This window comes from Algibacter ulvanivorans (assembly GCF_048381495.1).
Classification (GTDB): Bacteria; Bacteroidota; Bacteroidia; order Flavobacteriales; family Flavobacteriaceae; genus Algibacter_B; species Algibacter_B ulvanivorans.
In genome coordinates, this window is sequence record NZ_JBLWGD010000003.1 from 206,685 (window position 1) to 221,818 (window position 15,134).

Annotated in this window: 17 protein-coding genes; 8 read left to right on the forward strand and 9 right to left on the reverse strand. The window is 31.2% G+C overall.

What is annotated here, in order from left to right; translation table 11 throughout:
* Positions 1–18 precede the first annotated feature (18 nt).
* Genes ligA through ACNG5D_RS09350 form a run of 3 tightly spaced genes read right to left on the reverse strand, consistent with a single transcriptional unit; the run spans position 19 to position 3,352 of the window.
* Complete coding sequence (gene ligA, locus ACNG5D_RS09340; RefSeq protein ID WP_418183248.1) at positions 19–2,019, reverse strand: NAD-dependent DNA ligase LigA; 2,001 nt, start codon at positions 2,017–2,019, stop codon at positions 19–21.
* Positions 2,019–2,864, reverse strand: coding sequence for a peptide chain release factor N(5)-glutamine methyltransferase (gene prmC / locus ACNG5D_RS09345; protein ID WP_418183249.1), 846 nt, complete (start codon positions 2,862–2,864; stop codon positions 2,019–2,021). The genes ligA and prmC overlap by 1 nt, the downstream gene beginning before the upstream one ends.
* Complete coding sequence (locus tag ACNG5D_RS09350; RefSeq protein WP_418183250.1) at positions 2,861–3,352, reverse strand: GNAT family N-acetyltransferase; 492 nt, start codon at positions 3,350–3,352, stop codon at positions 2,861–2,863. The genes prmC and ACNG5D_RS09350 overlap by 4 nt, the downstream gene beginning before the upstream one ends.
* Before the next feature lie 53 nt (positions 3,353–3,405).
* On the opposite strand from ACNG5D_RS09350, the gene ACNG5D_RS09355 reads away from it, so the two are divergent.
* Genes ACNG5D_RS09355 through ACNG5D_RS09370 form a run of 4 tightly spaced genes read left to right on the forward strand, consistent with a single transcriptional unit; the run spans position 3,406 to position 6,080 of the window.
* Complete coding sequence (locus ACNG5D_RS09355; protein ID WP_418183251.1) at positions 3,406–3,861, forward strand: hypothetical protein; 456 nt, start codon at positions 3,406–3,408, stop codon at positions 3,859–3,861.
* Positions 3,858–4,862, forward strand: a complete 1,005-nt coding sequence (gene ribD, locus ACNG5D_RS09360; RefSeq protein WP_418183252.1) for a bifunctional diaminohydroxyphosphoribosylaminopyrimidine deaminase/5-amino-6-(5-phosphoribosylamino)uracil reductase RibD — start codon at positions 3,858–3,860, stop codon at positions 4,860–4,862. The genes ACNG5D_RS09355 and ribD overlap by 4 nt, the downstream gene beginning before the upstream one ends.
* Entirely contained in the window at positions 4,855–5,469 is a 615-nt protein-coding gene (locus tag ACNG5D_RS09365; RefSeq protein ID WP_418183253.1) for an HAD family hydrolase, read from the forward strand. The genes ribD and ACNG5D_RS09365 overlap by 8 nt, the downstream gene beginning before the upstream one ends.
* Positions 5,470–5,471: 2 nt before the next feature.
* A complete protein-coding gene (locus ACNG5D_RS09370; protein ID WP_418183254.1) occupies positions 5,472–6,080 on the forward strand; it encodes an IMPACT family protein in 609 nt (202 codons plus the stop codon).
* On the opposite strand, the gene ACNG5D_RS09375 is transcribed toward ACNG5D_RS09370, so the two are convergent.
* On the reverse strand, positions 6,081–6,479 hold the full coding sequence (locus ACNG5D_RS09375) for an acyl-CoA thioesterase (RefSeq protein WP_418183255.1): 399 nt from the start codon (positions 6,477–6,479) through the stop codon (positions 6,081–6,083).
* A gap of 189 nt (positions 6,480–6,668) precedes the next feature.
* Between ACNG5D_RS09375 and dnaA the strand changes: the two genes are divergently transcribed.
* From dnaA to ACNG5D_RS09390, 3 genes are read left to right on the forward strand one after another with little or no spacing between them, the layout of a single operon-like run.
* Positions 6,669–8,096 (forward strand): chromosomal replication initiator protein DnaA, encoded by a 1,428-nt coding sequence (dnaA, locus tag ACNG5D_RS09380; RefSeq protein WP_418183256.1) that lies wholly within the window; start codon positions 6,669–6,671, stop codon positions 8,094–8,096.
* A 15-nt stretch (positions 8,097–8,111) separates the two neighbouring features.
* Positions 8,112–8,573 carry a low molecular weight protein-tyrosine-phosphatase gene (locus ACNG5D_RS09385; RefSeq protein WP_418183257.1) on the forward strand — a complete coding sequence of 154 codons (462 nt, stop codon included), beginning with the start codon at positions 8,112–8,114 and terminating at the stop codon, positions 8,571–8,573.
* Entirely contained in the window at positions 8,566–9,282 is a 717-nt protein-coding gene (locus ACNG5D_RS09390) for an SAM-dependent methyltransferase (RefSeq protein ID WP_418183258.1), read from the forward strand. The genes ACNG5D_RS09385 and ACNG5D_RS09390 overlap by 8 nt, the downstream gene beginning before the upstream one ends.
* Before the next feature lie 13 nt (positions 9,283–9,295).
* Here the strand turns inward: ACNG5D_RS09390 and ACNG5D_RS09395 are convergent, their stop codons facing one another.
* The 5 genes from ACNG5D_RS09395 to dapF all read right to left on the reverse strand — a co-directional run bounded on the left by ACNG5D_RS09395 (position 9,296) and on the right by dapF (position 13,320).
* The gene (locus ACNG5D_RS09395; protein ID WP_418183259.1) at positions 9,296–9,955 is read right to left on the reverse strand and encodes a lysozyme family protein; all 660 of its coding nucleotides are present in this window, start codon (positions 9,953–9,955) and stop codon (positions 9,296–9,298) included.
* Positions 9,956–10,067: 112 nt separating this feature from the next.
* Positions 10,068–10,934 (reverse strand): DUF2279 domain-containing protein, encoded by an 867-nt coding sequence (locus ACNG5D_RS09400; RefSeq protein ID WP_418183260.1) that lies wholly within the window; start codon positions 10,932–10,934, stop codon positions 10,068–10,070.
* Between the two features lie 47 nt (positions 10,935–10,981).
* The gene (gene mltG, locus ACNG5D_RS09405; protein ID WP_418183261.1) at positions 10,982–12,025 is read right to left on the reverse strand and encodes an endolytic transglycosylase MltG; all 1,044 of its coding nucleotides are present in this window, start codon (positions 12,023–12,025) and stop codon (positions 10,982–10,984) included.
* A complete protein-coding gene (locus tag ACNG5D_RS09410; protein ID WP_418183262.1) occupies positions 12,026–12,550 on the reverse strand; it encodes a GNAT family N-acetyltransferase in 525 nt (174 codons plus the stop codon).
* Complete coding sequence (dapF, locus tag ACNG5D_RS09415; protein WP_418183263.1) at positions 12,547–13,320, reverse strand: diaminopimelate epimerase; 774 nt, start codon at positions 13,318–13,320, stop codon at positions 12,547–12,549. The genes ACNG5D_RS09410 and dapF overlap by 4 nt, the downstream gene beginning before the upstream one ends.
* A gap of 315 nt (positions 13,321–13,635) precedes the next feature.
* Between dapF and ACNG5D_RS09420 the strand changes: the two genes are divergently transcribed.
* Positions 13,636–15,039 (forward strand): trypsin-like peptidase domain-containing protein, encoded by a 1,404-nt coding sequence (locus ACNG5D_RS09420; RefSeq protein ID WP_418183264.1) that lies wholly within the window; start codon positions 13,636–13,638, stop codon positions 15,037–15,039.
* Positions 15,040–15,134: the final 95 nt, after the last annotated feature.

Below are 15,134 nucleotides of genomic sequence, written 5' to 3' on the forward strand. Positions count from 1 at the left end.
TTTTGTGCGTTTTATCGATTAAAAAATCACGCTACGTAAGAATTCATCTTCACTAATTAGTTTTACCCCTAATTTTTCTGCTTTATTCTTTTTACTAGGTCCCATATTATCTCCGGCAACCACATAACTAGTTTTAGAAGAAATAGAACTACTTACTTTACCTCCATTATCTTCTATAATTTTTTTAAGTTCTGTTCTTGAAACTTTACTAAATACTCCAGAAACAACTACCACATCGCCTTTAAGTAAATCTGTTTGCCCACTTAAAGCTTCTGCAGACATTTCTAATTGTACACCAAAAGCTTTTAACCTATTTATTGTGTTTATATTTGCTTCGGCATTAAAAAATAAACTTACACTTTCTGCAATCTTAACTCCTATTTCATCAACATTAACCAAATCTTCTTGGGTTGCATTTATAATAGCATCAATACTTTTGTAATGCTTTACTAACTTTTTTGCAACGGTTTCGCCTACATACCGTATTCCTAACGCAAACATTACACGCTCAAAAGGAATATTTTTAGATTGCTCTATACCACGAATTAAATTATCTGCACTTTTCTCTGCCATACGTTCTAATGGTATAACTTGTACTTTTGTTAATTCATATAAATCGGAATAATTAGATATTAAGCCTTCATTTACCAACAACGCTACTGTTTCGCCTCCTAAACCATCTATATCCATAGCTTTTCTGGATATAAAATGCTGTATTCTACCAATAATTTGAGGGTTACACCCAATATAATTAGGACAATAGTGTTGTGCTTCTCCTTCGTGCCTTATTAATTTGGTATTACACTCTGGGCAAGCTGTAATATATTCTGTTGGTTGAGAGTTTTCTGGACGCTTAGTTAAATCTACACCTAGTATTTTTGGAATAATTTCGCCTCCTTTTTCAACATACACTTCATCGCCAACTCTTATATCTAATTTTTTAATTTGATCTGCGTTATGTAGCGATGCTCTTTTTACTGTAGTTCCAGCCAATTCTACGGGTTCTAGATTTGCTACAGGCGTAATTGCCCCTGTTCTTCCTACTTGATATGTAATACTATTTAATTTTGTAGAAACCTGTTCGGCTTTAAATTTATAGGCCATAGCCCAACGTGGCGCTTTTGCTGTGTAACCCAACTCCTCTTGCTGCTGTAAATTATTCACTTTAATAACCACTCCATCGGTTTCGTACGGCAAATCGTGGCGATGATCATCCCAATATGATATAAACTCTAAAACGTCATCAATAGAATTAAATAATTTTGCTACTTCTGGAACCTTAAACCCCCATTGCCTTGCCTTTTCCAAACTTTCAAACTGTGTTTTTACACCTAAATTACTACCTGTTAAATTGTACAACAAACATTCCAATGGACGCTTAGCTACCTCTGCACTATCTTGAAGTTTTAAGCTTCCTGAAGCTGTATTTCTTGGATTCCTATAAGGTTCCTCTCCTATTTCTATGCGCTCTTCGTTCATTTTATTAAACCCTTCAAATGGCAAAACAATTTCACCTCTTATGTCAAATTTTAAAGGGTAATCTCCTTTTAATTGCAATGGCACAGATTTAATTGTTTTAATATTAGCTGTTACATTATCGCCTTGAAAACCATCACCACGGGTTACAGCTTTTACTAAGCTACCATTTTCATAAGTTAAACTTATAGAGGCTCCATCGTATTTTAACTCGCATGTATACTGTATGTTTCCGTCTACAAGTTTTTTTATACGTGTTTCCCAATCTTGTAAATCTTCTTTTGAGTATGAATTATCTAACGAATACATACGATGCTCATGCACAGTAGTTTCAAAATTTTTAGTAACTGCGCCTCCTACGCGTTGAGTTGGAGAATTTGCATCAAAATATTCTGGATGTTTAGCTTCTAGTTCCTGTAGTGTTTTAAGTTTAAAATCAAAATCGAAATCGGAAATAGTAGCGTTATCAAGTACATAATAGTTATAATTATGTGTTCTTAACTCGTCACGAAGATCTTGTATTTGTTGTTCTACTGTATTCATTAATTTTTAATTCCTTTTATCATTCTATCTTTTTTAAAGATATCTTGTTTAAGCTCTATGTTAGTAAAATTGTTTTTATTTAGTAAGGCAATCATATTGTTACCTAAATATTCGTTAATTTCAAAATACAAAGCGCCATGTGTTACTAAATTTTGTATTGCAAAATGTGCTATAGCCTCATAAAACAGTAATGGGTTTTCATCTTTTACAAATAACGCCAAATGCGGTTCGTTTTCTAACACATTAGGCTTCATTAATGCTTTTTCTTTTTCACGTACGTAAGGTGGGTTAGATACTATAGCATTAAATTTTAAACCTTTAATTGTTTTTGTATTTAGAATATTAGCTTCAATAAATTCAATTTCAACATTATTCAATTTAGCATTTTGCTTAGCTATGGTTAATGCTTTTTTACTTACATCTAGCGCATATACTTTTGTGTTAGGCAATTGTTTTGCAATAGATATTGCAATACATCCACTACCCGTACCTATATCTAAAATTTTAACTTCTTTACTATTAATGGTATGTTTAACAACACATTCTACCAACTCTTCGGTTTCTGTTCTAGGAATTAAAACATTTTCGTTTACCTTAAATGTTAAGCCATAAAAAGATGTTTCTCCAATTATATATTGAATTGGTTTTTGTTGTTTTAATAACTTTAAAGCATTTAATATAGTTTTAGAGTTATTAACCACCAAACAAGAATCCATTGCTAATTGAATTCTTGAAATATTAAAATAAAATTCTATTAACATGAAAAAAAAACTATCTACTTCATTCTTACCGTAAATAGCATCTAACTCTTGATGGAAATTATTTTGAATATCTTTTAATTTCATAAGTTTTTTATCATCCAAACACCACATGAATAATGTCCCGTATTTCCTAAAGCGCCTTTTAGGTGCTTAAATCCGTAACTTTCGTATATATGAATGGCCGCTTTTAATTGCGAAGCCGATTCTAAATAACATTGCTTATAACCTAGTTGTTTTGCTTTATTTAAACATTTCTTAAACAAAACTCTACCATAACCTTTACCTCTAATTTTAGGAGAAAAGTACATTTTTTGAATTTCGCAAACATCGTCTTTAAAATTCGCCAAAGGCTTTATTCCGCCACCACCTAGAATATTGCCATTAACTTCAATTACAAAATACACATCGTTACTATTCTGATAAGACTCAAACATTTGTGGTGTTTCTGCATCAGAATACGCTGTGCCTTCTAAGGGAATTTTAAACTCATGAAAACACGCCCTTATAACTTGCTCTAATTGCTTATTATCTTGAGGTTCAATTTCTCGAATAACTATAGTATCTTTACTCACTTAAATCTTTACTTTTAAAGTAGTGAAGATACATTAAATAGAAAAAAAGAGGTATGAAAAAGCTTATAATCTTATCAACAATTTGCATTGTTTTAGTTAACTGCTCTGTAAACGAAAAGCCTCAATTTATTGGTGTTGAAAACATTAAAGTTTTAAAATCTACATCAAAACATATTACCTTAACTGCAAATGCAAAATTTATAAACCCTAACGATATTGGTGGAAAATTACAAACTGATGAAATAAAAGTATTTGTTAATAATAACGAAATGGCTTCCATTTCAACAAAAAGTTTTGAAGTTCCTGCAAAAAAAGAATTTTCAATTCCTTTAAAAACCAATATTTCTACAGACAGCCTTTTTAGCAACAAAAACCTTAGTGGCTTACTAGGAAGTTTATTTAGTAAAAAAGTTAAAGTACAATATAAAGGGCAAATAAAATACAAGGTTTTAGGTTTTTCGCATTATTATAATATTGACCAAACCGAAGATGTAAAAATTAAATTTTGAGTAATCACGAAACTTACATAAAACGCTGCTTGCAAATTGCAAAAAACGGACTAGGCAACACTAGACCAAACCCTATGGTTGGCAGCGTAATTGTTTACAACAATAAAATAATTGGAGAAGGCTACACTAGTGCTTACGGCGGAAATCATGCCGAAGTAAATGCCATAAATGCTGTTTTAAACAAAAACTTATTAAAAAAAGCCACTATTTATGTTACGCTAGAACCGTGTTCGCATTATGGTAAAACACCACCATGCAGCGACCTTATAATAAAACACAAAATTCCCAATATAGTAATTGGTTGCATTGACGATAATGAGCAAGTAGCAGGAAAAGGAATAAAAAAACTAAAAGATGCTGGCTGCCATGTAACAGTAGGCGTTTTAGAGAACGAATGTAAAAAACACCATAAACGCTTTTTTACTTTCCATAACAAAAAGCGCCCCTACATTATTTTAAAATGGGCCGAAAGCGCAGATGGTTTTATAGCCCCGCAGCACAAAAACGAACAAAAACCAGTTTGGATAACAAATACCTTTTCTAGACAAATGGTGCATAAATGGCGTGCTGAAGAGCAAGCCATTCTTATAGGAACAAATACAGCCCTAGAAGATAATCCTAGTCTAACAACACGAGATTGGACTGGACAAAACCCTGTTAGAGTTGTTATAGATAAAGAAGAAAAACTACCAAAAGAGCTAAGTATTTTTAACAACAAAGCCAAAACTATATTAATAACAAAAAATAACATAGATTTCTATAAACCCATAGCCAAGCAAATATGTAACCTATTATTTAACAACAACATAAACTCTATAATTATTGAAGGAGGCACAAAAACAATTCAAACTTTTATTAACAAAAACCTTTGGGATGAAGCTAGAGTGTTTAAAGGCAAAACAGCATTTGCAACAGGCATAAAAGCCCCTACACTTAACAACAAGTTAATTTCAAAAACACGCATAATTACCGACCAACTTAACATATATTACAATGATTAAAACCTTAATTTTCGATTTTGGTAACGTATTTATCAATTTAAATATTGAAGCTGCTTTACAAAATGCGTTAAAAACATTTAAAACAGAAACACTCTCTGACGAAATAATAAAAGTGAACAACGCATTAGAGCAAGGATTAATTTCGCCCCAGAATTTTGTAGCCTTTTATACCGAAAATTTTCCAAATTTATCAAAAGAAGAAGTCATTGAAGCCTGGAATTTTATACTTAAAGATTTCCCAAAATACAGGCTAGATTTTTTAAAAGAGTTAAAATCTAGCACCAACTTCAAATTAATATTACTTAGCAACACCAACACCATACATATAGATTACATAAAAAAACACGTTTCATTTTATGAAGAATTTAAAAGTTGTTTTGATGTTTTTTACCTCTCTCACGAAATAAACCTAGTAAAACCAAACCAAGATATTTTTGAGTTTGTTTTAAACGAAAACCAACTTAAAGCTGAAGAATGCCTTTTTATTGATGATAATAAAGACAATATAAACACAGCAAACAACATGAAATTTAACACCTGGCACATAAACCCAGAGACCGAAGATGTTGTTAATTTATTTGATACTAAAAAACATTTATTTAAATAACTTTGATTAAAGAAGACACATACAAAACAATTACAAAAGCTACAAAACCCGTTCTATTTAAAGACAAAAACAGTAAGTTTTTTGGCTATGCTTTTCCCGTTTTAAATGAAGAAGAAGTTAAAACACACCTTGAAAACTTAAAAAAAGAACACCATGCAGCAAGACATTGGTGCTACGCATATCAAATAGGAACAGAAACTTTAGCGTATCGTGCCAATGATGATGGAGAGCCAAGCAACTCGGCCGGCATGCCTATTTATGGACAAATTCAATCTTTTAATGTTACAAACATTTTAATAGTAGTTGTTAGGTATTTTGGCGGTGTAAAATTAGGCGTTGGTGGCTTAATTAATGCCTACAAAACAGCAGCGCAAATGAGTCTTGAGGCCTCAAAAATAATTACCAAAACAATAAACATAAACTACTTAATTGTTTTTGATTATAAAAACATGAATACTGTAATGCGTGTAATAAAAGAAAAACAACTAAATATTACCAACCAAAAACTAGAAATGGATTGCCAGATTATAATTTCGGTAAGAAAAAAGGATGCTAATTCAATTTTTGAAATTTTCAATCGATTATATGAAATTGAAATAAAAGAAATTTAATTAATCGTTTATCAAGTCTAAAATATATTTTGGCGCTTTAATAGGTCTTCCCGTTTTCATATCTACAAAAACTAAAACTGTACTTGCCGTAGTAAGAATTTCGCCATCCTTGTTAGTAATTTCGTATTCAAATTCAATCTTCGCAGTAGGCTTATTTTTTAGTTGAGTTTTTACATTAATTACATCGTCATAACCTGCTGATTTTTTATAATTTACACTTAAAGAAACAACTGGAAGCATAATGCCGTTTTCTTCCATCGATTTATAAGAAACACCAAGTTTACGCAACCACTCAATTCTTCCCATTTCAAGATATAACGCATAATTACCGTGATAAACAACGCCCATTTGGTCTGTTTCACCATATCTCACTCTTATTTGTATTTCATCGATTTTCATAAGTATAATTGGATATTTTTTTGTAGTTTCGGCTAGAGCTTAAACATGAGGAAAAATTTCTTAAAATTCAATAGATATTCATTTTTTTTTTAAGAATTTTGTTCACATATTTGCCACACATTAAAAGGGGGTATGAAAATTATATTTTTCATATAAATTCTAAACAAAAAACAGAACAAAAATTAAAACATGAGTGTAACTGCGCAATCGGTATGGAATAACTGTCTAGAATTCATAAAGGATAATATCCAACCGCAAGCATACAAAACTTGGTTTGAACCAATAAAAGCAGTTAAACTTACAGATACCGCTTTAAGTATTCAAGTACCTAGTAAATTCTTTTATGAGTGGCTTGAAGAGCATTATGTTAAAATTCTAAAAGTTTCACTTACAAAAGAATTAGGAGAAACCGCAAAACTTGTTTACATTATTAAAATGGAAAACACGTATGGTAATAAACAACCATTTACCGAAAAAATTCCTAGTTCTAACAGAGGAGCACTAAAATCTCAAGATGTAGATGTTCCTTTAAACAATAAAAATCCTGAGTTACGTAATCCTTTTGTAATTCCTGGCATTAGAAATGTAAAAATTGAATCGCAACTTAACCCAAATTATAGTTTTGAAAACTTTTTAGAAGGAGATTCTAATAGATTAGCACGTAGTGCAGGATTAGCAGTTGCAAATAAACCTGGGGGCACATCTTTTAATCCGTTATTAATATTCGGTGGTGTTGGTTTAGGAAAAACTCATTTAGCTCATGCTATAGGCGTAGATATTAAAGATAAATATCCAGAAAAAACAGTTTTATACATCTCTGCTGAAAAATTCACACAACAATATATTGATGCTGTAAAGAAAAATAACAGAAATGATTTTATTCATTTTTATCAAATTATAGATGTGTTAATTATTGACGACGTACAATTTTTATCTGGAAAAACTGGAACACAAGATGTTTTCTTCCATATTTTTAACCACTTACACCAAAACGGAAAGCAAGTTATTTTAACTAGCGATAAAGCACCTGTTGACATGCAAGACATTGAACAACGTTTATTGTCGCGTTTTAAATGGGGATTATCTGCTGAGTTACAAAACCCAGATTTTGAAACTCGTGTTTCTATATTAAAAAACAAATTATATCGTGATGGTGTTGAAATGCCAGAGGATATTGTTGAATATGTAGCAAAAAACATTAAATCTAACGTTAGAGAGCTTGAAGGTGCTATAATTTCTTTAATTGCTCAATCATCTTTCAACAAAAAAGAAATCACACTAGATTTAGCTAGAGTTATTGTTGAAAAATTCGTAAAAAACACAAAACGAGAAGTTTCTATAGATTATATACAAAAGGTAGTATCAGATTATTTCCAGATGGATATAGATACACTTCAATCTAAAACTAGAAAACGCCATATCGTACAGGCCCGTCAATTAGCCATGTTTTTTGCAAAAAAGTTTACTAAAGCCTCTTTAGCAAGTATAGGATCGCAAATAGGAAAACGAGATCATGCTACAGTTTTACATGCCTGTAAAACTGTTGATAACTTATCATCAACAGACAAACAATTTAGAAAATACGTTGAAGATATAGGTAAAAAACTTTCTGTTTAAGTTACACCAATAATCATGACTAAAATTTTAATGGTTTGCTTAGGAAACATTTGTCGTTCTCCTTTAGCTGAAGGTATATTAAAATCAAAATTAACAAATCATTTTACTGTAGATTCTGCAGGTACAGCAAATTACCACACAGGAAGCGCACCCGATAAACGCTCTATTGCAGTTGCAAGAAATCATGGTCTAGATATTTCTAATTTAAAAGGTCGGCAATTTAACGTTTCCGATTTTGATACTTTCGATTTAATTTATGTTATGGATCAATCGAACTTCCAAAATGTAATTAAATTAGCAAGACAAGATGCAGACATTGCAAAAGTAAAATTAATTTTAAATGAAATACATCAAGGGAAAAATTTAGAAGTTCCAGATCCTTATTATGGCGGCGACCAAGGTTTTGAAAACATTTACAAAATGATAAACGAAGCCTGCGACATAATAGCCAAAAAACTTTTACAAAATCATGACTAATAAAACTGGCAAATTATATCTAATACCAACAACATTAGGAGATAACAACCCTTTAGATGTTTTACCTATTACAGTAAAAGCAGTTATTGATAAAATAGATACTTTTATAGTTGAGAATGATAAAACAGCCAGACGATTTATAAAACGGATTAGTCCTGAAAAATCGCAACCTTCATTAAACATGTTTCATTTAAACAAGTTTACAGAACAAGCAGATATACCAACTTTTTTAAACCCATGCTTAAATGGTACAGATGTAGGCTTGCTTTCTGAAGCTGGTTGCCCCGGAGTAGCAGATCCTGGTGCCGATATTGTAAAAATAGCACACTCAAAAAACATAAAAGTTGTGCCTTTAGTTGGACCTTCATCTATATTAATGGCCATTATGAGTTCTGGAATGAACGGACAAAGCTTTGCTTTTAATGGCTATTTACCTATTGATAAAGCAGAACGAAAAACAGAAATTAAAAGACTTGAACGTCTATCTTTTGAACAAAACCAATCGCAAATATTTATTGAAACACCTTATAGAAATAATAAAATGCTTGAAGACTTATCGGGTATTTTAGAAAACAATACAGATGTTTGTGTAGCTTGCGATATTACTTTAGATAGTGAGTTTATAAAAACACTAACAGCAAATCAATGGAAAAAAAATAAGGTAGACCTTCATAAAAGACCTACCATTTTTATTATTCATAAAAGCTAAATTCAATATAACTTTAAATTGCTTTAGCTTTTTTATTTGCTTTAATAAAAGACGTGTCGTAACCAGAAAAACGCTTCATGTAATGGTGTACAGTTGTGCCATAACCATCGGCAAAATTATCTAAACCATAACTTCTTAAATACTTTTTAACACTACCAGGTCCTGCCAAGTGTGCTGCAGCTAGTATACCCGATTCTGTAATTATAATACCATTAACACGTTTACCTACAAAGTTTTTAATATCACGTCTTAAAATCCATTTATTTCGAGCAGAATTAGCTATAAAAGCCTTTTCTTGAAGTTTTGGACTTTTTAAAAATTTTGATGGATTATAAATACCAATTAACTTTAAAGTTTCAGACCCAAATTGATACTTCCCTAAATAACCATAGGTGTTAACCGAAGTATAATCGCCTCCAGACTCTTTAAAAGCTAAAGCTTCTTTAAAACCAACAAACGATTTACCTAAATAAGGAGAAAACTCAAAATCAAGATTATTAAATTGCGTAGACTTATTGTGCTCTGATGCATCAATACTTACAGTATAGTTTAAGTTTAAGCCTTCTGTTGAATACTTCCTTAAATCAATAGTTTCATTAGATTGAAACGAGACATACAATAGTGCCAATATTGTAAGCGTAATAGATACGTAACTTGCAATATTTCTTACCATAATTTTTAAATTTTTTCGGCATATTTTAATTATTATATACGCCTTGAAATTTGAGCGTGCAAAATTACACATTAATTTGATTATGACCAAATTAATCGATTATGTGCTATAATTAGTAGTAGAATAGATGAAATACCGTTCCTTTTTTATTAAATTCTAGGGTTGGCATTGGTATTTTTATCATATTAAAAATGCTAAATACCGTTTTTAATAATTTGGATTTGGTTTTTATCTTATTCAAATTTAAATCAAAACTTAAATAGAATTGTTTATACCTTCCATTATTTGTTAACAACTGATTGTCAATATCTTTTACACCGTTTAACATACCATTAGCACCATAACCTACGGCAAGATTAAGCCATTTAGGTAATTTACTATTATTAAAAAAAGCATGTAAATTAGCACTTAACCAATAAGTTTGCCCATTATAATCCTTTAAAATTTGTTCTAAATACGTTTCTCCAAGCTTATCTGGACTTCTACTTGCATAGTTTGTATGATGAAAAGAGTATTTTAAAGCAATTCGTTGTTCGTTCCATAGTAATTCTTGCCCTATAAACAAACCCGTTCCTGCTCCATTAGCAAGAATATCTCCCCAAGAAAACCCCCATTCTTTAGAAAATCCATCAAGTATTTCGACAGCAGATAAAAAAGTAAAACCTAAAGTAGCTCCATACAATAACTTATCGCGTTTTTTAACACCGCTCCAGTTTAAAAGTTGTGCACCATGTTTCCCTAATTGATACGACGTAAAAGCATGCCCTAGCTTATCCATTTTCATCCACTCGTTATTATCATTAATAGTATGAAATTTCGAGCGCTCGTAATCTGCATACCAGAGTTGATTAAGCCCTACAAGTGTTAATACGCCTATTGATGCTTCGGATATTATAACAGCATTACGTCTAGGTATATTTAAAGTATCGCTTGGCGTTAAAAATACATCTAATTTTGAGGATTGAGCAAAAGAAAACAACGGTAAAAAAACAAAAAAAATAATATGTCTTAAACCTATAAAATACACTATCTATTTATGCCTTGAGATGATAAATAACGTTGATATTCTCTAGCATTTACGTTATGTTGTGCTAATGTTTTTGCAAATTTATGATAACCAAAACGTTTGGCATCAGCGGCAAAGTATAAATATTTGTGTTTTTCGTAATTTAAAACCGCATTAATTGCCGATATGTCTGGCATAGCAATAAGCCCTGGAGGTAAACCTCTATTTTTATATGTATTGTAAGGAGAATCAATATCTTTATGTTTATTTAAAACCCGCTTAATAACAGTATTTTTATATTTAGGAAGTTGATAGGCTGCAAATTTTAAAGTAGGATCGGCTTGAAGTGGCATCCCAATTCTAATTCTATTCATATAAACACCTGCTATTCTTGGTTGTTCTGAAGCTTGTTTAGACTCTTCATAAACTATAGATGCTAGTGTTAAAACCTGATCTTGAGATAAACCAAAATTGTGTGCTTTTTTTATTTTTGCATCTGTCCAAAAACGTTTGTATTCTTTAAGCATTCTTGCTCTAAAAGCTTCGGCCGATGTATTCCAGAAAAACTCGTAACTATTAGGTAAATACATACCTAAAGCTGTTTCTGTTTTAAAATTATTATCGGCTAAAAAAGTACTATCCTTCATAGCTTTTAAAAGCGAAATACTATCTGCTTCAATATCTTTAGAGATACGCCCTGCTAGTTTTTCTAATGTATTTTGGTTATTAAACGATACTTTTATTGGTAAATTATTACTTCTAATGGAATTTATAATATCGTTATTTGTCATTCCTTTTTTAATTTCGAAACGCCCTGCTTTAATATTGGTTGTATATTTTTTTTGTTCGGCTAAATCATCAAAAGACTCAATATCAACCAGCAACGGCTGTAATTGGCTTCTAACGTCTTGATAATTAGCTTTTGTTGGTACGTAAATATAGGCCCTTTCGTTGTTAAAAGCTGTATTAGGTTTTAACATAGCTTTATAAACAAAATTTGCAAAAAAAGCAGCCACTACAAGGCCAATAATTACTATTGCTAAGAGTATTTTTTTTATGTACATTTAATTATTAATAAGCTGATATAAATATTCGTTTTTATAAGAACCTTTTACATAGTTCCAATCTTTTTTTAATCCTATTTGTTTAAAACCTTGGTTTGTAAATAGTTTTATACTTGCTTCGTTATCTTCAGAAATATTACAATATAGTTGGTGTAAATCTAAATGATTAAAACTATAATTTATTAATAAATTTAAAGCTTCGCGACCATACCCTTTTAATCTATTACTAGATTCTTTAATTAAAATACCAACTCCTGCCCTTTTGTTTTTAAAATCAAAATCGAACAAATCAATCATACCTATAGCGTCATTATTATAATTTGAAATTACTAACCGGAGTTGTTTCACTTCAAAAATATCTTTGTGAGCATGCTCTAAATATTGCTTTATTAAAAATTTTGAATATGGTGTTTGTGTGTTACTAATTTCCCAAATAGACTCGTCGTTTTCAATGGTATGAATAAACTCTAAATCTTCAGGTTCTAAAGCACGCAAATATATATTATTGCCTTTTAAAGTAATCATATACTTCCTTTAAAAACTAATGTTGCTGGGCCAATAAGCCATACGTTTTTATAGGTTCCGTTATCAACATCGAAGCAAACCTCAAGTTTTCCGCCTTCAACATTTAATGTAACTTGATTTTTATGGGTTTCGCCTAAATGATGCATAGCAATAGCTACAGCAGTTACTCCTGTACCGCAGGAAAGGGTTTCGTTTTCTACACCTCGCTCGTAGGTTCTAACTCTAAACAAAGTATCGTTTACTTTCTTAACAAAGTTCACATTACTTCCTGCTTCATTGTATGGCTCGCCATAACGAATTGAAGCGCCTTTAGATTTTATATTAAATGTTTCGATATCATTTTCAAACTGTACATGATGCGGCGATCCTGTATTTAAAAATACATGGTTTTTATGGGTTTCTACAGTTTTTACATCTAACATTTGAAGTTTTACTACGCCATCTTGTATTGTTGCATGATGTAAACCATCGATAGCCTCGAAGGTTGCCGTATTTGTTATAACCCCTAATTGCTTTGCAAAAGCCACTAAACAGCGTCCGCCATTACCACACATAGAACTTTCGTTTCCATCGGCATTGTAATACACCATTTTAAAATCGTATTCGGGATGGTTTTCTAATAAAATAAGCCCGTCTGCCCCTATACCAAAACGCCTATCGCATAAAAATGCCACATGTTTAGTATCTTTTTTATTAAATGTTTGTTGACGATTATCAATCATCACAAAGTCGTTTCCTGTTCCTTGGTATTTATAAAATATCTGTTGCATAATGTTAGGCAAAGATAAAGAAGTGTTTTAAATTTTTTATTGAATTATAAAAACTTGATTGGATTTATATATAATAATTTTAAGTTGCGTTAGGGATTGCAACGGCATCCTTTTTTAAGGCACGCAAAAAAAGATATAGTGGAAAGCCCGACCCTTGTGGTAACGCCCAAAACATTAGGATGCTGTACTGTTAAATAGCCGTTAAAAAGCACGTTAAAAAAAGTTAAAAAAGCTATGTAAATTCAATAATTATTTAATTTTAATCGTTAAATAAATTGAATTAATTTTTTTAAACCTAATTAAGAATATATAAAAATGAAGAAGATTTTAACTTTAGTATTAGTTTCGGCTTTAGGTGGCATTTTTACTTTAGGAGCCTACAAAGTTTTTTTAGAAAATGATGTAAAACCCGTTGTAGTTGCACAAGAACAAACAAAGGCAGATTTTTTACCTACAAGCAATATGAATTTGTTTAGCGCTGAAGAAAAAGTAGATTTTACTATTGCGGCGGAAAATACTGTTAATGCTGTTGTACATGTAAAAAATGTAACGCTTAGCTCTGGACAATATACGTTACAAGATTTGTTTTCGGGCAGAAGTTCTGAGCGTGCACAAATGGGAACTGGGTCTGGTGTTATTATTAATTCTGATGGTTATATTATTACCAATAACCACGTTATTAGTAATGCCCACGAGCTTTCGGTTACTTTAAATAATAATAAAACATATACTGCCGAGTTAATTGGTACAGACCCAAAAACCGATATTGCACTTTTAAAAATTGAAGCCGATGAAGATTTACCATTTGTAACTTTTGCAGATTCTGATAATGCTAAAATTGGCGAGTGGGTTTTAGCTGTAGGCAATCCTTTTAATTTAACATCTACAGTTACCGCCGGAATTATTAGTGCTAAATCTAGAGATTTGTCGGGTACTAGCAGGCAATCTTTTATTCAAACCGATGCTGCTGTAAACCCTGGTAACTCTGGTGGTGCTTTGGTAAATACTAATGGCGAATTGGTTGGTATTAATACTGCTATTACATCGCAAACGGGTTCTTATGTGGGCTACTCTTTTGCTGTACCTAGCAATATAGCTAGAAAAGTGATTGAAGATATTATGGAATACGGTAATGTACAAAATGGTATTTTAGGTATTCAAGGTGGCGCTTTAAATAGTATTATGGCCGAAAAAATTGGTGTTACAGATACCGAAGGCGTTTATATTGATAGCGTAGTTGAAGATTCTGGAGCAGAAAAAGCTGGTGTAAAAAAAGGAGATATTATTAAAGAGATAGATAATATTAAAGTATCTAAATTCTCTGATTTAACTGGTCATTTAAGCGCAAAACGCCCCGATGATGTGGTAAAACTAAAAGTATCTAGAGACGGAACTATTAAAACCATACCTGTTACACTTGCTAAAAACAACACCTTTACTATGCCTTTAGTTGGTAGAATTAAAAATGCAAAATCTGCCGATTTAAAAAAGTACAAAGCTTCGCATGGTGTTAAAATTGCCGAACTAAACTCTAAATATGCCGAGTATTGGAAAAAGAACGGTATAAATGAAGGTTGTATTATAACCTCTATTAACGATATTAAAGTTAATAATATTGAAGATGCACAACGCGCATTAAAAAATCAATCTTATAACGAATCGTTACGTCTTGAACTTATAAATAGTAATGGAGATTTAGAGCGTTATAATTTTAGATAAAGACACATTTTTAAAGTATCTCTTAAAAAAACTACCATCACGCCTTTAAATAAAATTTTATTTAAAGGCGTATTTTTTTGTGTAAATATGCGGGT